Genomic DNA, 16,677 nt, shown 5'->3' with positions numbered 1-16,677 from the left:
TTGTGCCTCATTCCACCGTGAAGAGCTCGATCTCGGAGATGGCGACCTCGTTGCCCTGCAACGACCGGTGCACCGTCTCGACGTGCACCTCGATCCACTCGACGCCCTGCGCGCCCTCGAGTTGCACGGCCTTGGGCTCGGGCAGGTCGACGAGGTTGAGGTCCTGGGTCTTGCCGTTCGAATAGACCAGGTGCACCTTGTCGGGTCGGTGCGCGGTCTGGAACGCGTTGGGGATGCCGACCAGGAACATCGCCTGCGCCAGGTCGACCTTCCGGTCGAACTTGAGCACCAGCGCGGGCGGCGCCGGTTCCAGGGGCGCGGACCAGTAGGTGGCCGTGTTGTTGTCGGCGGCCAGCTTCGGCTCGTGGCCGGGGCTGGCGACGTTGGCCGTGACGTCGTTGGGTCGGATCGGCTTGGCCTCGTTGCTGAACCAGTCCTTGACCGTGCCCACCGCGCCGAGGGCCTGGCTGTTGACGGCGCTGCGGAACTGGCCGTGCAGGCCGTAGAGGCCCAGGCCGCCGAGCAGGGCGACCACGAGCGACCAGCGCAGCACCCGACCGACCGTGCGGCCCACCGAGCCGCGGCGGCGGTGGCGGGTGCCCGCGGCGGCGGGTTCGCGGCGCGGGAACAGGCGCCGCCACCACTTCTGCGGCACCTCCCGGGCGTCGGCCAGCTTCTCGCCGCACCGGGAGCAGAACTTCCGGGTCGGCGGGTTGGCCTCGCCGCACTGGCCGCAGATCAGGTCACCGGGCTGGGGTTGGCGGCGCTCGGTGAGCTGCGGGCGCGGCGGTGGCGGGGTGCGGCGCTCGTCGGTGGGCTGCATCGCCCCCGGCTGCTGCGGCGCCGGCTGCTGCGGCGGCACCGGCTGACCGGATCCGCTCTGCCCCGGCCCGTTCCAGCCCGGCGGCGGCACCGGCTGACCCGAACCGCTCTGCCCCGGCCCGTTCCAGCCCGGCGGCGGCACCGGCTGACCCGAACCGCTCTGCCCCGGCCCGGTCCAACCCGGCGGCACCGGTCGGCCCGAGCCGCTCTGCCCCGGCGCGCCCCACCCCGGCGGGGGCGGAGGTTGTCCCGGACCCGGTCGCGGTGCGGCCTGGCCCGGCCCGGCCCAGTTCGGCGCGGGCGGCCCTTGACCGCTCTGGCCGGGTCCGCCCCAGCCCGGTCCCGGCGGCCCCTGCCTCGGCGGCGCGCCCTGCGGCGACTGGTCCGGCGGTGGGCCGGGCACCGGTTGGGCGGCCGGCGTGCGCTCCCACTCCAGGTAGGTGCCGCACGACCCGCAGAACTCCGCACCCCGGGCGTTGCGCTCCCCGCACTGCGCACAGACGATCACAGTCCCCCGACCTCCAATTCGACCACCACGTGAGCGGGCACCGCGGCGGCGATCGCGGCCGACAGCCGCACCCGGTCCACCGCCGCCGGGTCGGCCACCCGCACCCGCACGACCACCCGCGCCGGACCCGTGTCCGGCAGCGGCGCGCCCGGCCGGTCCGAGGACGTGCAGCCGCCGCTGTCCACGACCTCCACCTGTCCGCCGGTCAGCAGCCGCACGTGCGCGATCAGCCCGCGCCGCGTGCCGCGCCACCGGTGCAGCTGCACGGCGTTGGCCACCAGCGCCCGGCGCTGCAACACCGACCAGCCCTCGCCCACGTCCAAAGCCACCCAGTGCGCCAGCCAGTCCAGGAAGTCCTCCGGCGCCACCTTCGGGTCCAGGTAGCCCGCGAACCCGTCCAGCGCGGTGAACACCGGCGCCAGCACCTCGTCCAGCGCGGCCAGGAACCGCTGCGTGAAGTCGTCCTCCAGGTACACCGCGGGCAGCCGGTCGGCCAGCGGGTGCGGTGTGGGCAGGGTGGGTCCGCCGATCCTCATCGCGTCACCCGCACCTGGTGGCCGTAGGAGAACGCCAGGCCGTTGGGCGGCAGGTCCAGCCGGGGCACGGCGTTGCCGCGCTCGCCGGTCACCGGGTTCGCGCCGAACAGCTTCACGTCCTCGACCAGCTCGACGCCCGGGACCCGTTGCAGCACCGCGTACACCTCGCCGGACTGCACGGGCCGCCCGAACGGCCAGCCGTCGCCGTCCGGGCCGCCGCTGATCGGGTTGAAGTACTCGTACAGCGCCTGCACCGCGCGCGTCCGCAGGACGTCCTCGGGGGTGCCGGCGCGGGACCGGAGCTGGGCGACGATCGTGACGCCCTGGTAGTACGGGGGCTCCACGGACACCCGCGCGCCGATGCAGCGGCGTTCGTCCAGGAACCGCTCGATCCGCTGCCGCACCTCCGCGTTCGGTTGCAGCGCCCCGAAATCGGCTTCCTCGTCCACCCCGACCGCGGGCACCACGAGCACCCGCACGGCCGGTGACCCCTGCCCGGCCGGGACGCACCGCACGCGGGCGATCTCCGGCGCGGCCTCGCGGGTCAGCAGCTCGTAGTCCTCGGCGGTGACGGCCCGGTCCCGCGTGCGCAGCACCAGCGGACCGCGCAGGGAAGCGTCCTGCACCGACTCCCCCGCCACACCGCCGCTCGCGGGTTCGCGGTTGGTGACCGAGCTGACGAACGGCACCGGGTCGCGCTGCACCTGCAACAACCCGCGGGCCACGTTGCCGCGCAACCCGCCGCCGGTGCGGTACTCGGGCACGCGGATCGCGGCGGACTTCGCCGGCACCGCCCCGAACAACCGCACGCTGCCGTCGGGCTGCCGGATGGCCGGGCCGAAGATCACCTCGCCGCCCACGCGGTCCAGCACCACGTGCCGGTCGCGCGGGCCGGACTCGGCGAAGGACCGGACCTCGGTCCACCGCTCCCAGCCGTCGGCGGTGGCGACCTCGACCACCAGCGTGCCGTCGTCCACCACGACCGGCGTGCGGGTGAGCGCGAACCGTTGTCCCGGAACGCCTTCCGACACGCCGATGGTCTCGTTGCGCACGATGTCGGCGTGCGTGGCGTCGGTGCTGCCGCCGATCGTGGCGGCGGTGACGGCCAGCAGCTTCGGCGGCTTCTGGTAGAACGGCAGCTCCGGCGGCGGTTCCACGGCCCGGCACCGCAGCCAGCCCGCGCGTTGGCGGGCGATGACCGACGCGGTGTGCGTGCGCGGCACGTGCAGGACCACGTCACCGGGCTTGTTGAAACCGCCCGTGGAGTCGCGGTCGATCTCGCACGCGGTCCAGCCCGTGCCGTTCCACGCCTCCCACACCCACGGCGGGCGGCGGGGGTCGACGCCCCGGCCCTCGGCGTGCGCTTCGACTCGCAGCAGCACCGCGCACCCGGGCACGGCGTCCGACAGTCCGAACAGGACGCTGTCGCCGGGCGCGGGCGGGTCGCTGAAGCACTCCGGGGACTTGCCGTCGCGCAGCTCGTCGGTGCGGTCGGCGGGCGGCACGTTCGGGTCGGCCGTGGCCGTGACCAGGTGCTTCAGCTCGCACGGGACGATCGACAGCTCGCGGTCCACGGTGAAGACGACCGGGTCCTCGATCTCGCTGCGCTCGGTGGCGACCTGCGCGCCCAACGGCACCACCACCGGCACTTCGCGCGGCGCGGACAGCCAGAAGGTGACCTCGGCGCGGGCGGCCGTGGGCGGGAACAGCTTGACCCCGATGAGGTCCAGGAACCTCAGGTAGTGCAGGGCGGGCACGCGGTTGAGCCGGTAGAGCAGCTCGTCCACCATGTGCGCGAACGCCTCGATCAGCGTGACACCGGGGTCGGAAACGTTGTGGTCCGTCCACTCCGGACAGTGCTGCTGGACGCGGCGCTTGGCCTCGTCCACCAGGTCCTGGAAGCGGCGGTCGTCCAGGTTCGGGGCGGGGATCGACGTCATGCGCCCTCCTCGTCGGCCTCGTGCGGCGGGATGACGTAGAAGGGGAACACCAGGTTGCGCGGGTCGTTGGTGCCGCGCAGCGCGTAACGGATGTCGATGAGCAGCGTCCCCTGGTCGACCTCGTCGAAGCCGACCGACACGTCCGCGAGCGTGATGCGCGGTTCCCAGCGTTCCAGGGAGACCCGGACCTCGTAGGCGATCCGGCCCGCCGTGGCGGCGTCGGCCGGCGCGAACACCAGGTCGTGGATCGCGCAGCCGAACTCCGGGCGCATCGGCCGCTCCCCCGGCGCGGTGGCCAGGATCAGCCGGATGCTCTCCACGACCTCGCGGTCGCCGCCCACCAGCGCCACCGAGCCGGTGGCGTCGGTGTGCACCGGGAAGGCCAGGCCCCGTCCGACGAAGTCCACGTCACCCTCCGATCATGACGGTCGGGAAGCCCATGACGACCGGCGCGCCGCACGCGGACATGTCGCCCATGCGCGCCGCGGGCCGGCCGCCGATGAGCACGGTCGGGCAGCCGGGCGGGATCAGCACGCTCGGCGGGTGCGGTGGCAGGCCGGGGAACGAGCAGATGTGCGGGTTGCCGACGACCGCCGCCGGCATCCCGCCGATCAGCACGGTCGGCACGCCCGGCGGCCCGACGACCCCGGGGTGCCCCGTGGGGTCGCCCACCCTCGCCGCTGGTGGCATGTCCGCCTCCCCTAGTTGATCTTCACGAGACTGCCGCGCACGGTGAGCACGCCGCTGGCCGTGACCTCGGTCTGCCCCTGTCCGGCAATGGAGACCGTCGCGCCTTCGACCTTCGCGCCGGTCGTGCCGTTGAGCTTGAGCTGCGCGCCGGCCTTGACCTCGACGTCGGTCTGGGCCTGCGCGGTGATCTTCTGGCCCTTGAGCTCCAGCGGCCCGGTGCCGGCGTCGATGGTGACCCCGTTCTGCGCCTTGATGGTCACGGCCTTGCCGCTGGTCACCTCGACCACCTGGTTCTTCTGGTCGAGCTTGACGACGAACTTGCCGTCGCCGCTGGAGACGACGATCCCCTCGTCCTCCACGAACTCGACCTTGTGGCCCTTGCGGGACACGAAACCGCGGGTGGTGACCTCGCCGTTGCCGCCGTCCACCGGGTCCTTGGTGAGCTTGGGCGCGGTGTCCTTGCTGTTGTAGAGGCCGCCCAGGACGTAAGGCGCGTCGAAGTCGCCGTGCTCGAAGCCCACCAGGACCTCGTCGCCGACCTCGGGCAGCACCAGGGAACCCCGGTTCGCGCCCGCGCCCATGTGCACGGTCCGCGCCCAGCCGCTGGCGAAGTCCTCGGAGAGCCACGGGAACTTGACCTTGACCCGGCCCAGTTTCGCCGGGTCCTTGATGTCGGTGACCACGGCGGGCACCAGGCCGCCGCCCTTGGCTTGGGAGGGTCCGCTGTTGGCCAGCCCGTAGAGGGAGCGTTCCTGGCGACCGGAGACGGTGAACTCCGTGGTGTAGCCGACCTGCTCGGCGAACAGGTGCCGGGTGCTGGTCAGCGTGTACTTGCCCGCGAACGGGTCGCCGATGTTGGTCAGCGCCACCGCCGTGCCCGCCTTGAGCTTGGGGTTGCCGCGCGCCACGCCGGCCAGTTCCGCGCACGCGCTGCCGAGCTGGGTGCTCAGCGCGGCGGCGACCGCGTTCACCTCGCCCTGCCCCCGGTACGGTCCGGTGGCCAGGAACGGCGGCGCGCCGAACTTCCCGGCCAGGGCCTTGGGGTCGACGCCGGTGATCTCCGTGCCCAGCATCTCCGGCGCCTTGGTGGCGGTGACGGCCTTCTTGTTCTCGAAGTCCCAGCCGCGCACCTGCACCTCGGGCACCTGCTCGGCGGCGGTGACCGCGGCCCGCAGCGACAGCAGGTTGCGGTGCATCTCCAGCACCAGCGGGTTGGACTTGGCCTTGGCGTTGCGCTCCGGCGCGCCGGAGGGCTTGTCCGGCAGCTGGAAGGTCAGCTTGCCCTCCACCACGGCGATCTGCGCGCCGACCGCGCCCGCCAGGCGGGACAGGAACTCCCAGTCGCTGAGGTTGTCCTGGCTGACCTGGGTGTTCGGCTTGCCGCTGAAGCCCTTCACGTCGTCGACGTCACCGAGCGGGATGTTGGCCCGCTGCGCCACTTTCCGCACGATGTCGGAGACGGTCATGTTCGGGTAGGCGGCCGTGCGGCGGCCCCGGAACAGCCGGTGCGCCAGGTCGTAGCCGCGGACCTCGGTGAACGTGCCGCCGCTGTCCAGCTCGACGCCCACGGCCGTGATCTCGCCGCTCATCAGCAGCTGCGGGCCGCCCGGGTCGGACGTCTGGACCTTGAGCGCGATCTTGGCGCCGACCTTGAACTTCCCCTTCTCCAGCACCACGTGGCCGGGGTCGCGGAAGCGCAGCACGAACACGTCCGGCAGGTTGCGGCTGTCGTCCACGAAGGCGTGCGTCAGCAGCGGTTTGACGTCCTCGGGCAGCGGCGCGGACTCGACCTCCACGACGAGGGTGTTGGCGAAGCTCTCATTGGCCATCGCGGATCTCCTCCAACGCGGGCACCAGCAGGCGCGTGCCGGGGCGCAGGCGCATCGGGTCGTCGATGTCGTTGGCCTCCGCGATCTCCCGCCACAGCTCGGCGTTGCCGTAGGCCTTGTAGGCCAGGGACTGGAGGGTGTCGCCCGCCACCAGGACGTGCGAGTCGCGGGCGGCCAGCGCGCCCGAGGTCGGGTTCTGGCCGCCGGGCTCGCCGGAGATCTCTTCGAGGTTGACCGTGCACACCGCGCGGACCGGCGTGCCGGCGGGGGTGAACAAGGTGTACTTGGCGGTGACGCTGGAGACGTAGGCCGGGAACCCGGTCATGCCGCCCCACTTGAAGATCACCCACGGCGGGGAGCCCTTGCCGTGCTGGCGGCTGTCCTGGGTCGGGACGCAGCAGGAGAAGAGCTGCTCGACCTTGCGCACCACGCTGTCGTCCATGCGTTCGGTGGCGTCGAGGAACAGTTCGAGGGCGAGCTTGGACGGGTCCGGCCCCTTGAACTCCGGCGGGCCGGCCTTGGCGTTGTTGGGCTGGCGGCTGCGCTCCCACTTGGCGTTCTTGGTGAGCGTGAGTTCCTTGGGGTTGAACTGGAAGGTGATGTCGAAGAGGAACCCGCCGGGCTTGGCCGCGCCGCCGGCCTTGGGTGGTTCGTGGACGGCCAGGGTGGCTTTCTGGAGGTTCGAGGGGGCGGCGTAGGAGGTGGCGCCGTTGGTCCCGGCGGAGGTGAAGGTGATCGGGGAGGCCATCGGTCGTCACCTCGCCGAGCTCAGGAAGCCGTGGTGGGCCAGTTCGAGCGTCTCGGTGGCCACTTTGGGCGAGTCGGCGGAGAGCTGTGGTCCACTCCACCGCACCGGAACCACGCCACTCAGCGCCCAGCTCGCGATCACCGTGCCTTCCAGCGTCCGGGCCTCGATGACGGCGGTCTTGCGCGCGATACCCGCCGCCATGCCCGCGATCCACTTCATGATCTTGGCGCTGTCCTTGGTGACGGGGCGGGAGAGCTTGACGTTGGAGTACTTGATCCGGGTGGGGAGCTGCCACACCATCCCGTTGTTGCCGCCTTCTTCGCGCTGCTCGATGGTGAACTCCACCCCGAGCCCGTCACAGGAGTTGAACGACCCGAGGCTCTCGTCGTCGATGCGCACGACGAAGCACACGGCAACCGCCTCTTCCACGTCAGCCATCGCGCCGTTCCTCTCAGTGCCACCGGTCGGTCAACAGGCCTCGGCGCTCGCGGTCCAGCCAGAGTTCGGCTTTGAGGCGGCGGAGGAGCGGGTCGTAGAGCTTCTTGAGCAACTCCTCCGGCTCCACGCCTTGCTGTTGTTGCGGAGCTTGCTGCTGCTGAACTTGCTGTTGCTGAACTTGCTGTTGCTGCTCGACTTGCGGCGCCGGCAGCTCCTGCTGCGTCGCCTGGCCCGCCCCCGACTCCTCGGCCGTCACCACTTCCGTCCGCTGCACCACCGCATGCCCCATGAGCAACCCAGGCACCCCCAGCCCGACGGGCGTCGAGCCCACACCCCGCTCAACCGGCACGCGAGGGGCCGATGCCATCCCCAGCACCGGCCCACCCGCACCACCGCCCACTTCATCCCTCATGGACGACGCACGCTGCACCGCGACCGGCGGCCCAGTGGACACCCCCTCAACCCGAGGCACCCCCAACCCCACCCGCCGCACACTCCCAGGCACCGAGCCAGACCCGCCCAACGTGGGCACAGCCGCCCCAGCTTCCATCCGAGCAACAACTGGTGCACTCGCAGCCACGGCCGCCCTCGACACCACCGGCGCACTCGCAGCCACCGCAGCACTCGCAGCCACCGGCGCAGTGGCAGCCACCGACGCACCCGCAACCACCGGCGTACCCGCGGCCATTGGCGCACTCGCAGCCACCGGCGCAGTGGCAGCCACCGGCGCACTTGCAGCGACCGGCGCACCCGCAGCGACCGGCGCACTCACAGCGATCGGAGCACTCGCAGCGACCGGTGCCCTGGTAGCGACCGGTGCCCTGGTAGCGACCGGCGCGCTGGCAGCCACGGTCGTCCTCGACACCACCGGCGCACTCGCAGCCACGGGCGCGCTGGGCACCACCGGTGCGCTGGCAGCCATCGGTGGGCTGGACGCAATGGATGCGGGCACCTCAAGCGCAGGCACCTCGGGCGCAGTGGGCGCACCGAGCGAGGGGCGAACTTCGGGCGCGGCAAACACTTCGGGCGCGGCAAACACCTCAGGCGCGGTGGGAAGCTCGGGCGCGGCAAGCAATCCGGCCGAGGTGGGTGTATCGGGCGCGGCAGGTGCTTCGGGCGCGGTTGCCGGGGTCAGCGAGGCGGGTGCGGTCGGTGCGAGTGGCTCGGCGGAGGTGATGGGAGCGGTCGAGGGAGTCCTGGTCGCGGGCAGAGCCTGTGAGGTCGGTGTGGTTTGCACGGTCGGCAAGATCGGCGAGGCCCGGAAGGTCTGCACAGTCGGCGCGGTCTGCACGGTTGGCAAACTTGGGGCGGTCTGGACAGCTGGCAAGGTTGGGGCGGCTGGCGGGATTTCGGCGGCCGGCACGTCCTCCACAGGCGGCGGCAGCTGAGCAACCAGCGGTGCCTGCACGGGCGGTGAGGACTGGGCGGCCGGCACGACCCGCGCAGGCGGCATCATCGGCGCGACTGGTGGTGTCTCAGCGGCCGGCGTGGTCGGGGTAACCGGCGGAGTGTGGGCAGACGGCAAGGTCTGGACGGCCAGCGGAGGTTGGGCAGTCGGCGGAGTCTGAACACCCGGCGATCGCTGAACACTCGGCGACGACTGGACACTCGGCGACGACTGGACACTCGGCGAGGCCTGGACACTCGGCGAGGCCTGTGCGGGTGCCGAGGGCGGGGCGGGGGGCGGGGTTGGCGCGCCCGTCGGAGTGGGTGTTGCCGGCGAGATGGGGTCGGCGGGGATGGTCAGCGGCGCGTTGTGGAGACCAGCGGTCGGGGCGGTGTCGGCGAAGGTCTGGACCGTCGGTGTGGCGACCACCGGTACGTCCCTTGCCGCTTCGACACTCCCAGCATCGGCCACTGGAGAGGAGTCGAACATCGGAGGGAAGTCGGCTTGCGGAGAAGGGGTGGCGGGCGGCGAGGGGGTCAACGCAGGCGTGATCAAGGTTTGCACGCTGACCGGGGTTCTCGGGGTCGAGGGTGCGGTGGGTGTGGGCTTGGTCCCGGCTGGTGGAGGGCCTTCCAAGGTCCGGGCTGGGGCAGGGGTCGGTGCGAGAGGAGCCTCGGTGGCCGGAGCGAGAGGTGTCTCAGTCGCGATCGGAGCGGAGGGTGTCTCCGCCTCGACCAGGGCCGCGGGTGGGTCGGGTGGCTCCGAGCTCGTGGGGAAGAGGTTCAGCAGGCGTTGGACCACCGGGCCCCGCGGCTTGCGGGGTGGGGTGGCCAGCGGCAGGTCCGGGTGGACGACCGGCGTGAGCAAGCCGTCCACCACGCCGGACGGCTCGGTCGGCGCCACGTCGTGCACCAGTGGCGCCAGGTAAGCCGGCGACTGCCACGACGTCAACCCCGCCGAAAACCGCTGCACCGGGTTCACCAACGGGTGCGCGGGAACGACCGTCCGGATGGGCGGCACCGATCGCCACTCGCCCCGCACCACCGGCCCGGGGCGCGGCGGTTCGGGCGCCTCTTGTTTGCGCCACGGCCACTTCACGTCCTCACCGCCCCTGGCTGATCCTCGTGTTGATGCGCGCGATCTCGGCCACGTACCGCAACCGGTCCGCGTGTTCCATGTCCAAAATGGACTCCCACGACCAGTGGAAGTGGTACGCCACGTACGCGACCTCCTCGTGGAGGCGGTCGGCCGCGTACGTCGCTATTCCCCCAGGCGCCCGCCCGCGACGTCCACGCTGAACCCGTGCCCGCACTCGGGACAGGCCACCGCCGCCCGCGTGTGCCCCTCGCTGTTGATCCGCCGGTACATGTCCTGGAGGAACGCCAGGTCCGACGCGAACAGGTTCTCCACGACACCCGCGTGCACGTCGGTCACCGTGCCGATCCGCACGATCACCCTGGCCAGCAGCACCACCGTGAGGTAGGCCGCGTTCTCCCGCACCCGGTCGTCCCGCAGCGGCACCAGCTCGTCGCGTGCGGTCGCCAGGCGCATCACGCCCGTGCGGTGCACGACGCCGGCGTCGTCGACGTACCCGCGGGGCAGTTCGAAGTTGAACTCCGTCCGCATCGGCGCCACGTCCACCACGGGGTCCGAAGCGACCGGGGGAACAGCGGCCATCACCCTGCGCATGGCGTCACTCGATTTCCATCATCTCGTACGTGATCACGAGCTTCTCGGTCAGGACGCTGGTGTCGCCGGCCTTCAACGTGCCGATCTCCAACGACTTCGGCCACGCGTTGGTCAGCTTGTACCGCTTGATCGGCTGGCCCTCGTAGTCGTAGACGATGATCGCGCCGCCCTTGCGGGCGTTGGACATCTTGCCGAAGTGCGCGTCCTTGACCCACTTCTCGAAGCTGTTGTCGCCGGTGAGCCCACGGGTCAGGGTGACCTCGCCCGCCTTCGGCCGGCCGGGCAGCTTCTTGATCATGTACTTGCCGTCGTTGGTGTTCTGCTTGAGCTCGATGACGTCCTGCTCCATCTTCAAGCCGGACACCTCCGAGATCTGCTTGATCGCGACGCCGTCGACTTCGAGCCCGAACGAGTGGCCGACGGACGTGTCGAGGTCGGGAAGGGCCATGACTGGTTACCGCCTTTACTCGTTGACCAGGCTGGTGCCGCCGGAGACCTGCGCCAGGCGGAAGATCACGAACTCGGCCGGCTTGACCGGCGCGATGCCCACCTCGCACACGACCTGCCCGAGGTCGATGCTCTCGGCCGGGTTGGTCTCCCGGTCGCACTTGACGTAGAACGCCTCGTCCGGGGTGAGCCCGAACAGCGCGCCCTTGCGCCACTCCGTGACCAGGAAGGCGCTGATGGTGCGCCGGATGCGGGCCCACAGGGCATCGTCGTTCGGCTCGAACACGACCCACTGCGTGCCCAGGAGGATCGAGTCCTCCAGGTAGTTGAACAGCCGCCGCACGTTCAGGTACCGCCACGCCGGGTCCGAGGACAGCGTCCGCGCGCCCCACACCCGGATGCCGCGCCCGGGGAACGCCCGGATGCAGTTGACGCCGATCGGGTTGAGCAGTTCCTGCTCGGCCTTGGTCAGCTGGGTCTCCAGCGCCACCGCGCCGCGCACGACCTCGTTCGCCGGCGCCTTGTGCACGCCGCGCGTGCCGTCGGTGCGCGCCCACACGCCCGCCATGTGCCCGCTCGGCGGCACGAACACGTGCTCATCGCTGGCCGGGTCGAAGATCTTGACCCACGGGTAGTACAGGGCGGCGTGCTTGGAGTCGTAGCCGGCGACGTTCTGCCGCCAGTCGCGGACCTGCTGCGGGTTCAGGCCGGGCGGCGGGTCGAGGATCGCGATGCGGTTGCCCATCAGCTCGCAGTGGGCGATCATCGCCAGCTGCACGGCCTTGACCGACTCCAGCGTGATCAGCCCGCGCTGGTAGGAGCTCATCAGGTCGGGCACCGAGACCATCGTGACCTCTTCGAGGGCCTCCAGACCCCCGAACCCGGTGCGGTCGGCGACGTCGCCCACGTAGTCGTCGGCGGCGATCTTGCGCGGCACGGGGGGCGCGGCGGGCGCGTCCTGCAACGTGACGCTGCCCTTGTCCGGCTTGGCCAGCGCGGTCGAGGCGGTCTCCTCGATCGTGATGAGGTTGGACTTCTCCTTCACGACCGTGACGACGTTGTCCTTGGTGCGCTTGGTGGACACGTTGTGCGTCTCGACGACCTTGCCGTTCTGCTTGACCAGCAACGTGAACCGGTCGTCGGGCGGGTTCTCGCCGGACGCGTCGGCCACCTCGACGGTGATGTCCGCCGCGCCCAGTTCCTTCGCGGCCACGCGGTAGTTGCCCAGGACGGCCTGCGGGCCGGACGGCGAGGAACCGTTGCTGTTGCCGCGTTCGCCGCCGATGCGCACGACGTAGCAGTTGGTGCCGCCGTTGAGGAAGAAGCCGTAGACCGACTGCCCGAGGTAGCTGTCCTCCAGGAAGTCGCCGAAGGTCTGCGTGTACTGGGCCCAGTTGGACACCAGCGTCGGCGTGTTGAACGGGCCGCGCGCGGCGAAACCCACGAAGGCGGCGACGGCGGTGCCAACGCCCTCGATGGGCCGCGCACCCGCCTCCACCTCCTCGACGTACACCCCCGGAGAGAGATAGGTGGGCATTGCGTTGCCTCCCAAGTCGCGTGTGGAACCGGCTGTGTCGTTGATGTTGCTGGTCGTGACCCCGCCGGCGAAACGCCCTGCGGACGGTGTCGGGGGGAGCGGAAAGCTGCCCCAACGGGCAACTCACTCCTCTTCGACGGCCTCGTCGTCCTGGCGCTGCACGAACATGCCCTGCACCGGCGCGGCTTCCTCCTCGGGAGCCTCCTCCTCGACCGGTGCTTCCTCGCGCTGCACGTGCTCGTGCCCGCCCTCGTGCCGCTGGGCGGCGGGCGCGGACATGAGCCGGTCGGCGTTGGCGCTGGCCTCCCGCTCGAACCGGTCCGACGGGTCGCTGACCTTCACGCCTCCGCCGGCGTCCGTCCCGTCGACCGGGCCGCTGCGCTGCTGCACGACGTGGGTCAGCTCGTGCGCGAGCATGTGCTTGCCCGAGTCAGTCGACGGGTCGTACTTGCCGTTCTGGAAGACGATGTTGTCCCCGACCGTGTAAGCCTGGGCGTTGACCGATTTGGCGGACTCGCTGGCCGCGCCGTCGGTGTGCACGCGGACGCCGGAGAAGTCGGTGCCGAACCGCGTTTCCATGTCCTCGCGCACGCCCGCGTCCAGGGGCGCGCCGCCGGAGCGGATGACGCCGTGCACCGGCGACTCCTCGTCCACCACCGCGCTCGCGCCCGCGTTGCCCACGGCCCGCTGGAGGCCGAGCATGCCGGTCGGGCCGAGCACGTCGGCACGTCCGGCCGCCGCGGCCTTGCCCATCAGGTCGTGCTCCTCGCGCTCGGGCCGGTCGCCCCGCGGGCGGAACGCGGCCTCGCCCTCGTGTTCGTGTCCGCGCATGACCTTCGCCCCTCACACCCCGGAAGTGGGTTCGAGCATCCACCCGGCGAGCAGGCCGGTGGAAGACGCGCAGGGGCCGACTCGGCTGCCCGAAGGGGCAGTCACGACACAGCGGTCACGCCGCACCCCGACTACGACGCGCCTCCGCCACGACAGGCCGGTCACGACACCACCAGGTCCAGGTACGGGCCGAACTCGCGCGCGCCGACAAGCCGGCCGAGCTTGCGGTACTCGCGGGCCACCGCGCCCACCACCTCGGCCATGCCCATCGCGCGCCCGGCCTCGGCTGCCAGGTAGGCGGCGGTCACCGCGGCCGACCGGATGTGCCCGCCCGCCAGGTCGAACGCGCCCGCCAGGAAGTCCAGGTCGACCCGCGTCCGCGGCACGGTCGTGCCCAGGCACTTGTCCCACAGCGCGCGCCGCAGGTCCTCGTCGGGCACGGGGAAGTCGACCACGACGTCCAGCCGGCGGGTGAACGCCTCGTCCAGGTTGGCCCGCAGGTTCGTGGCCAGCACGGCGATCCCGTCGAAGGTCTCCATGCGCTGCAACAGGTACGCGGACTCGATGTTGGCGTACCGGTCGTGCGCGTCGCGCACCTCCGACCGCTTGCCGAAGATCGCGTCGGCCTCGTCGAACAGCAGCACCCCGTTGACACCCGCCGCCTCGGTGAAGATCCGCTCCAGGTTCTTCTCCGTCTCGCCGACGTACTTGTCCACCACCGTCGCCAGGTTCACCGTGTACAGGTCCAGGCCCAGCGAGGCCGCGATCACCTCGGCGGACATCGTCTTGCCGGTGCCCGAATCCCCCGCGAACAACCCGGTCACGCCACGACCGCGCCCACCGCCGGGTCTCATCCGCCACTCGTCGATCACCCGTCCCCGGTGCTTGGCGCGCGCCGCGAGCTCCCGCAACAGCCCCACGACCGTGCCCGGCAGCACCAGGTCGTCCCACGACACCGCGGGTTCGATGCGCCGCGCCAGCCGCTGCAACCCGGCCGCGTTCTGCCCGCGCGCGCCCGCCCTCAGGTGCTCGACGGTGACCACACCGCCGTCCACCAACGCCGACACCGACGCGGCCTGCGCCGCCCGCGCGATCTGCTGCGGTCCCAACACGAAGTGCGCCGTGGCGGACGCCGGATCAACCCCGGCGGCGAGCCGGCCACCCAGCCGGTCCCGCCACAGCTGGGCGCGGGACGCCACCGGCAACGGCACCGCGTCCTGCACCAACGGCGGGTCAACGCTCCACTGTGGATTCCACAACTCGGACCCGAACACCACCAACGGCACGGAGGGGTGGCTCAACGCCCGCAATGGCGGATCCTCCTCGACCGCACCGAGCACCACCCCGGCCCCGCGCAACACCGCTTCCCGCAACACCGCCTTCACCAGCTCGGGGTGGTCGGGCTCCGCGCGCAACCGCGCCGCATCGACCTCCAGCACCCCGAACCCGGCCTGCCGCAACGCCGCCGCACCCAGCTCCGCGGCACCGCCACCGGGCCGTTCCCGCAGGTAAACCAGCCGAATCCCGGCCCGCAGCCCTTGCACCAGCCGCCCGACATCGGCGTTCACCGCGGGCTCCTCCACCACGCGCGCCACGCCGGTCAACGCCGCGTCCGGCCGGTCGTCGCCGAGCAGGTGGTTCACCACCCGGTCCGGCACCCGCAACGACCGCGACAGGAACGGCCGCTCGCGGTCCTCCACCACCAGCAGCCCGGCGGCGACCAACGGCGAGGCCGGGTCCAACCGCGACCTCCCCGCGGCGGCGGCCTCGGGCAACCCGCACAGCCGCAACGCGAGCCCGGCCGTGGCACGGCGGCGGGTCACGTCGTCGTTCAGGTACCCGTAGAACTGCTCGAACCGGCTGTCGACATCGGGTGCCAACGCCACCAACAACAACTCGACGTCCAAACTGGACAGAAGCGCGACCTCGGCCAACGCCCCGAGCCGACCGGCCGTCCCGGTGGCCTGGAACGGCACGAACGGCTCCCGCCGCGACGCCAACAACGCCTCGATGGCCTCGTCGGACAGGTACAGCCCGCGGAACGGGTCGTCCGGGTTGGGATCGGCCTGCCGCCGAGCCGCGACCGCGTCCCGGATGCGCCGCTCCAGCGCGGCCAGCCGGGCGAACAGGTGCGGCAGGCTGCCCGCGTTCACGAGTGCCTGCGGGTGATCGCGGGCCGGTGCCGAACCGAGTCGCCGCCCATGTCCAACCGAACCCCGTCCTCGACCGGCGGCCCGGCCGGGTACACCCGCCCGGAGTCGACCGGCGCCGACACGACGACGTCCAGCGAGGGCTTCAACTCCCCGCCCAGGGCCGTCCACACGTCGGCGAAGGCCCGGTCCTCCGGCGGCGGCAAGGCCACCGTCATCGGCACGGGGAGCTCGAGGGCGGCCAGGCTCCCGGTCAGCAGCTCGGGGGGCACGGCTTCATGCCGGATGAACCCGACCAGCAGCTCGGACAGCAGGCGGTGCTCGTCCTCGGACCGCTGCGTCCAGGCGGTGACGAGGTAGGAGAGCTTGATGTGCCGGGGCGGCAACCGCCGAGCGACGACCTGGCCGTTCTCGTAGTCGTTCAACAGCCCGCGCTGCCGCCGGCGCAGGTCCTCCCGGATGTCGTAGAGGTAGACGTTGACCGTGGGCGCGTTGCGCCGCGCCGCCCAGTCCTTGGTCGGCGCGTCGAACGCCACCTCGACATCCGTCCCGCGCAACGCGTCGTCCCGGACCAGCCGCCGAAGGGCCTCGTCTACCTCGTGGATCACGCCCTCACTGTGCGTGCGGAGCCCTCGACGAGACACCGACACCCGACCGGACCTCGGGGCAGACCTCCCTGCCCTCACGGGCACCCCCACCCGCTCGCTCGCTGTTGGCCGGCTGCGGGGAGGGAGGGACGGCTGGGGAAGGGCAGTGGGCGGCGGCAGGCGCGGCGGCGGCAGGCGCGGCGGCGGCAGGCGCGGCGGCGGCAGGCGCGGCGGCGGCAGGCGCGGCGGTGCGTTGGGCGTGAGGCGGCGTGGCCTCCGGCCCCCGGAACGATCATCCCACGGGCCACCGACAATCCGACGCACGTGGCCGGAGGAGGGGATCCGCCGGCGCGGGCAGCCGACGGGCACGGCGGGGCGAGGCCGGGCGGCGGGCAGCGGCAGCGGCGGGCGGCAGCAGCGGGGGGCAGCGGCGGGGGGCGGCGGCGGGGGGCGGCAGCGGGGGGGCGGCAGCGGGGAGCGGTGGTGGGGGGCGGCAGCGGGCAGCGGTGGTGGGGGGCGGCGGCGGGCAGCGGTGGTG

General features: G+C 72.1%; 17 protein-coding genes. 1 reads left to right on the top strand and 16 read right to left on the bottom strand.

The annotated features are described in order from the left end of the window. Positions 1 to 7 precede the first annotated feature (7 nt). Genes WBN91_RS15835 through WBN91_RS15795 form a run of 9 tightly spaced genes read right to left on the bottom strand, consistent with a single transcriptional unit; the run spans position 8 to position 7,788 of the window. Positions 8 to 1,330, bottom strand: coding sequence for an NADase-type glycan-binding domain-containing protein (locus WBN91_RS15835; RefSeq protein WP_337723954.1), 1,323 nt, complete (start codon positions 1,328 to 1,330; stop codon positions 8 to 10). Then, positions 1,327 to 1,866, bottom strand: coding sequence for a phage tail protein (locus tag WBN91_RS15830; protein WP_337723953.1), 540 nt, complete (start codon positions 1,864 to 1,866; stop codon positions 1,327 to 1,329). Before WBN91_RS15830 ends, WBN91_RS15835 begins: the two co-directional genes overlap by 4 nt. After that, the gene (locus tag WBN91_RS15825; RefSeq protein WP_337723952.1) at positions 1,863 to 3,806 is read right to left on the bottom strand and encodes a putative baseplate assembly protein; all 1,944 of its coding nucleotides are present in this window, start codon (positions 3,804 to 3,806) and stop codon (positions 1,863 to 1,865) included. The genes WBN91_RS15830 and WBN91_RS15825 overlap by 4 nt, the downstream gene beginning before the upstream one ends. Beyond that, the gene (locus WBN91_RS15820; protein ID WP_337723951.1) at positions 3,803 to 4,213 is read right to left on the bottom strand and encodes a GPW/gp25 family protein; all 411 of its coding nucleotides are present in this window, start codon (positions 4,211 to 4,213) and stop codon (positions 3,803 to 3,805) included. The genes WBN91_RS15825 and WBN91_RS15820 overlap by 4 nt, the downstream gene beginning before the upstream one ends. A 1-nt stretch (position 4,214) precedes the next feature. Next, positions 4,215 to 4,496 (bottom strand): PAAR domain-containing protein, encoded by a 282-nt coding sequence (locus WBN91_RS15815; protein ID WP_337723950.1) that lies wholly within the window; start codon positions 4,494 to 4,496, stop codon positions 4,215 to 4,217. Between the two features lie 11 nt (positions 4,497 to 4,507). Then, positions 4,508 to 6,325 (bottom strand): VgrG-related protein, encoded by a 1,818-nt coding sequence (locus WBN91_RS15810; RefSeq protein ID WP_337723949.1) that lies wholly within the window; start codon positions 6,323 to 6,325, stop codon positions 4,508 to 4,510. Then, positions 6,315 to 7,073 carry a CIS tube protein gene (locus tag WBN91_RS15805; protein ID WP_337723948.1) on the bottom strand — a complete coding sequence of 253 codons (759 nt, stop codon included), beginning with the start codon at positions 7,071 to 7,073 and terminating at the stop codon, positions 6,315 to 6,317. The genes WBN91_RS15810 and WBN91_RS15805 overlap by 11 nt, the downstream gene beginning before the upstream one ends. Positions 7,074 to 7,079: 6 nt before the next feature. Beyond that, positions 7,080 to 7,511, bottom strand: a complete 432-nt coding sequence (locus WBN91_RS15800; RefSeq protein ID WP_337723947.1) for a phage tail protein — start codon at positions 7,509 to 7,511, stop codon at positions 7,080 to 7,082. Positions 7,512 to 7,524: 13 nt separating this feature from the next. After that, a complete protein-coding gene (locus WBN91_RS15795) occupies positions 7,525 to 7,788 on the bottom strand; it encodes a hypothetical protein (protein ID WP_337723946.1) in 264 nt (87 codons plus the stop codon). A gap of 364 nt (positions 7,789 to 8,152) precedes the next feature. On the opposite strand from WBN91_RS15795, the gene WBN91_RS15790 reads away from it, so the two are divergent. Then, positions 8,153 to 8,899, top strand: a complete 747-nt coding sequence (locus tag WBN91_RS15790) for a hypothetical protein (RefSeq protein WP_337723945.1) — start codon at positions 8,153 to 8,155, stop codon at positions 8,897 to 8,899. 1,101 nt (positions 8,900 to 10,000) lie between these two features. Here the strand turns inward: WBN91_RS15790 and WBN91_RS15785 are convergent. The 7 genes from WBN91_RS15785 to WBN91_RS15755 all read right to left on the bottom strand — a co-directional run bounded on the left by WBN91_RS15785 (position 10,001) and on the right by WBN91_RS15755 (position 16,160). Continuing rightward, the gene (locus WBN91_RS15785) at positions 10,001 to 10,162 is read right to left on the bottom strand and encodes a DUF6760 family protein (RefSeq protein WP_337723970.1); all 162 of its coding nucleotides are present in this window, start codon (positions 10,160 to 10,162) and stop codon (positions 10,001 to 10,003) included. Next, positions 10,159 to 10,587, bottom strand: a complete 429-nt coding sequence (locus WBN91_RS15780; RefSeq protein WP_337723944.1) for a hypothetical protein — start codon at positions 10,585 to 10,587, stop codon at positions 10,159 to 10,161. Before WBN91_RS15780 ends, WBN91_RS15785 begins: the two co-directional genes overlap by 4 nt. Before the next feature lie 4 nt (positions 10,588 to 10,591). After that, on the bottom strand, positions 10,592 to 11,035 hold the full coding sequence (locus tag WBN91_RS15775) for a phage tail protein (protein WP_337723943.1): 444 nt from the start codon (positions 11,033 to 11,035) through the stop codon (positions 10,592 to 10,594). Positions 11,036 to 11,050: 15 nt separating this feature from the next. Continuing rightward, the gene (locus WBN91_RS15770; protein WP_337723942.1) at positions 11,051 to 12,571 is read right to left on the bottom strand and encodes a phage tail sheath family protein; all 1,521 of its coding nucleotides are present in this window, start codon (positions 12,569 to 12,571) and stop codon (positions 11,051 to 11,053) included. A gap of 123 nt (positions 12,572 to 12,694) precedes the next feature. Then, positions 12,695 to 13,402 (bottom strand): eCIS core domain-containing protein, encoded by a 708-nt coding sequence (locus WBN91_RS15765; protein WP_337723941.1) that lies wholly within the window; start codon positions 13,400 to 13,402, stop codon positions 12,695 to 12,697. A gap of 161 nt (positions 13,403 to 13,563) precedes the next feature. Further along, positions 13,564 to 15,555: an ATP-binding protein gene (locus WBN91_RS15760; protein ID WP_337723940.1), complete on the bottom strand. Its 1,992-nt coding sequence runs from the start codon at positions 15,553 to 15,555 to the stop codon at positions 13,564 to 13,566. Beyond that, complete coding sequence (locus WBN91_RS15755; RefSeq protein ID WP_337723939.1) at positions 15,552 to 16,160, bottom strand: DUF4255 domain-containing protein; 609 nt, start codon at positions 16,158 to 16,160, stop codon at positions 15,552 to 15,554. Before WBN91_RS15755 ends, WBN91_RS15760 begins: the two co-directional genes overlap by 4 nt. Positions 16,161 to 16,677: the final 517 nt, after the last annotated feature.

The organism is Saccharothrix sp. CCNWYY140 (assembly GCF_037401995.1).
Classification (GTDB): Bacteria; Actinomycetota; Actinomycetes; order Mycobacteriales; family Pseudonocardiaceae; genus Actinosynnema.
This window is presented reverse-complemented; position numbering and strand designations above follow the sequence as displayed.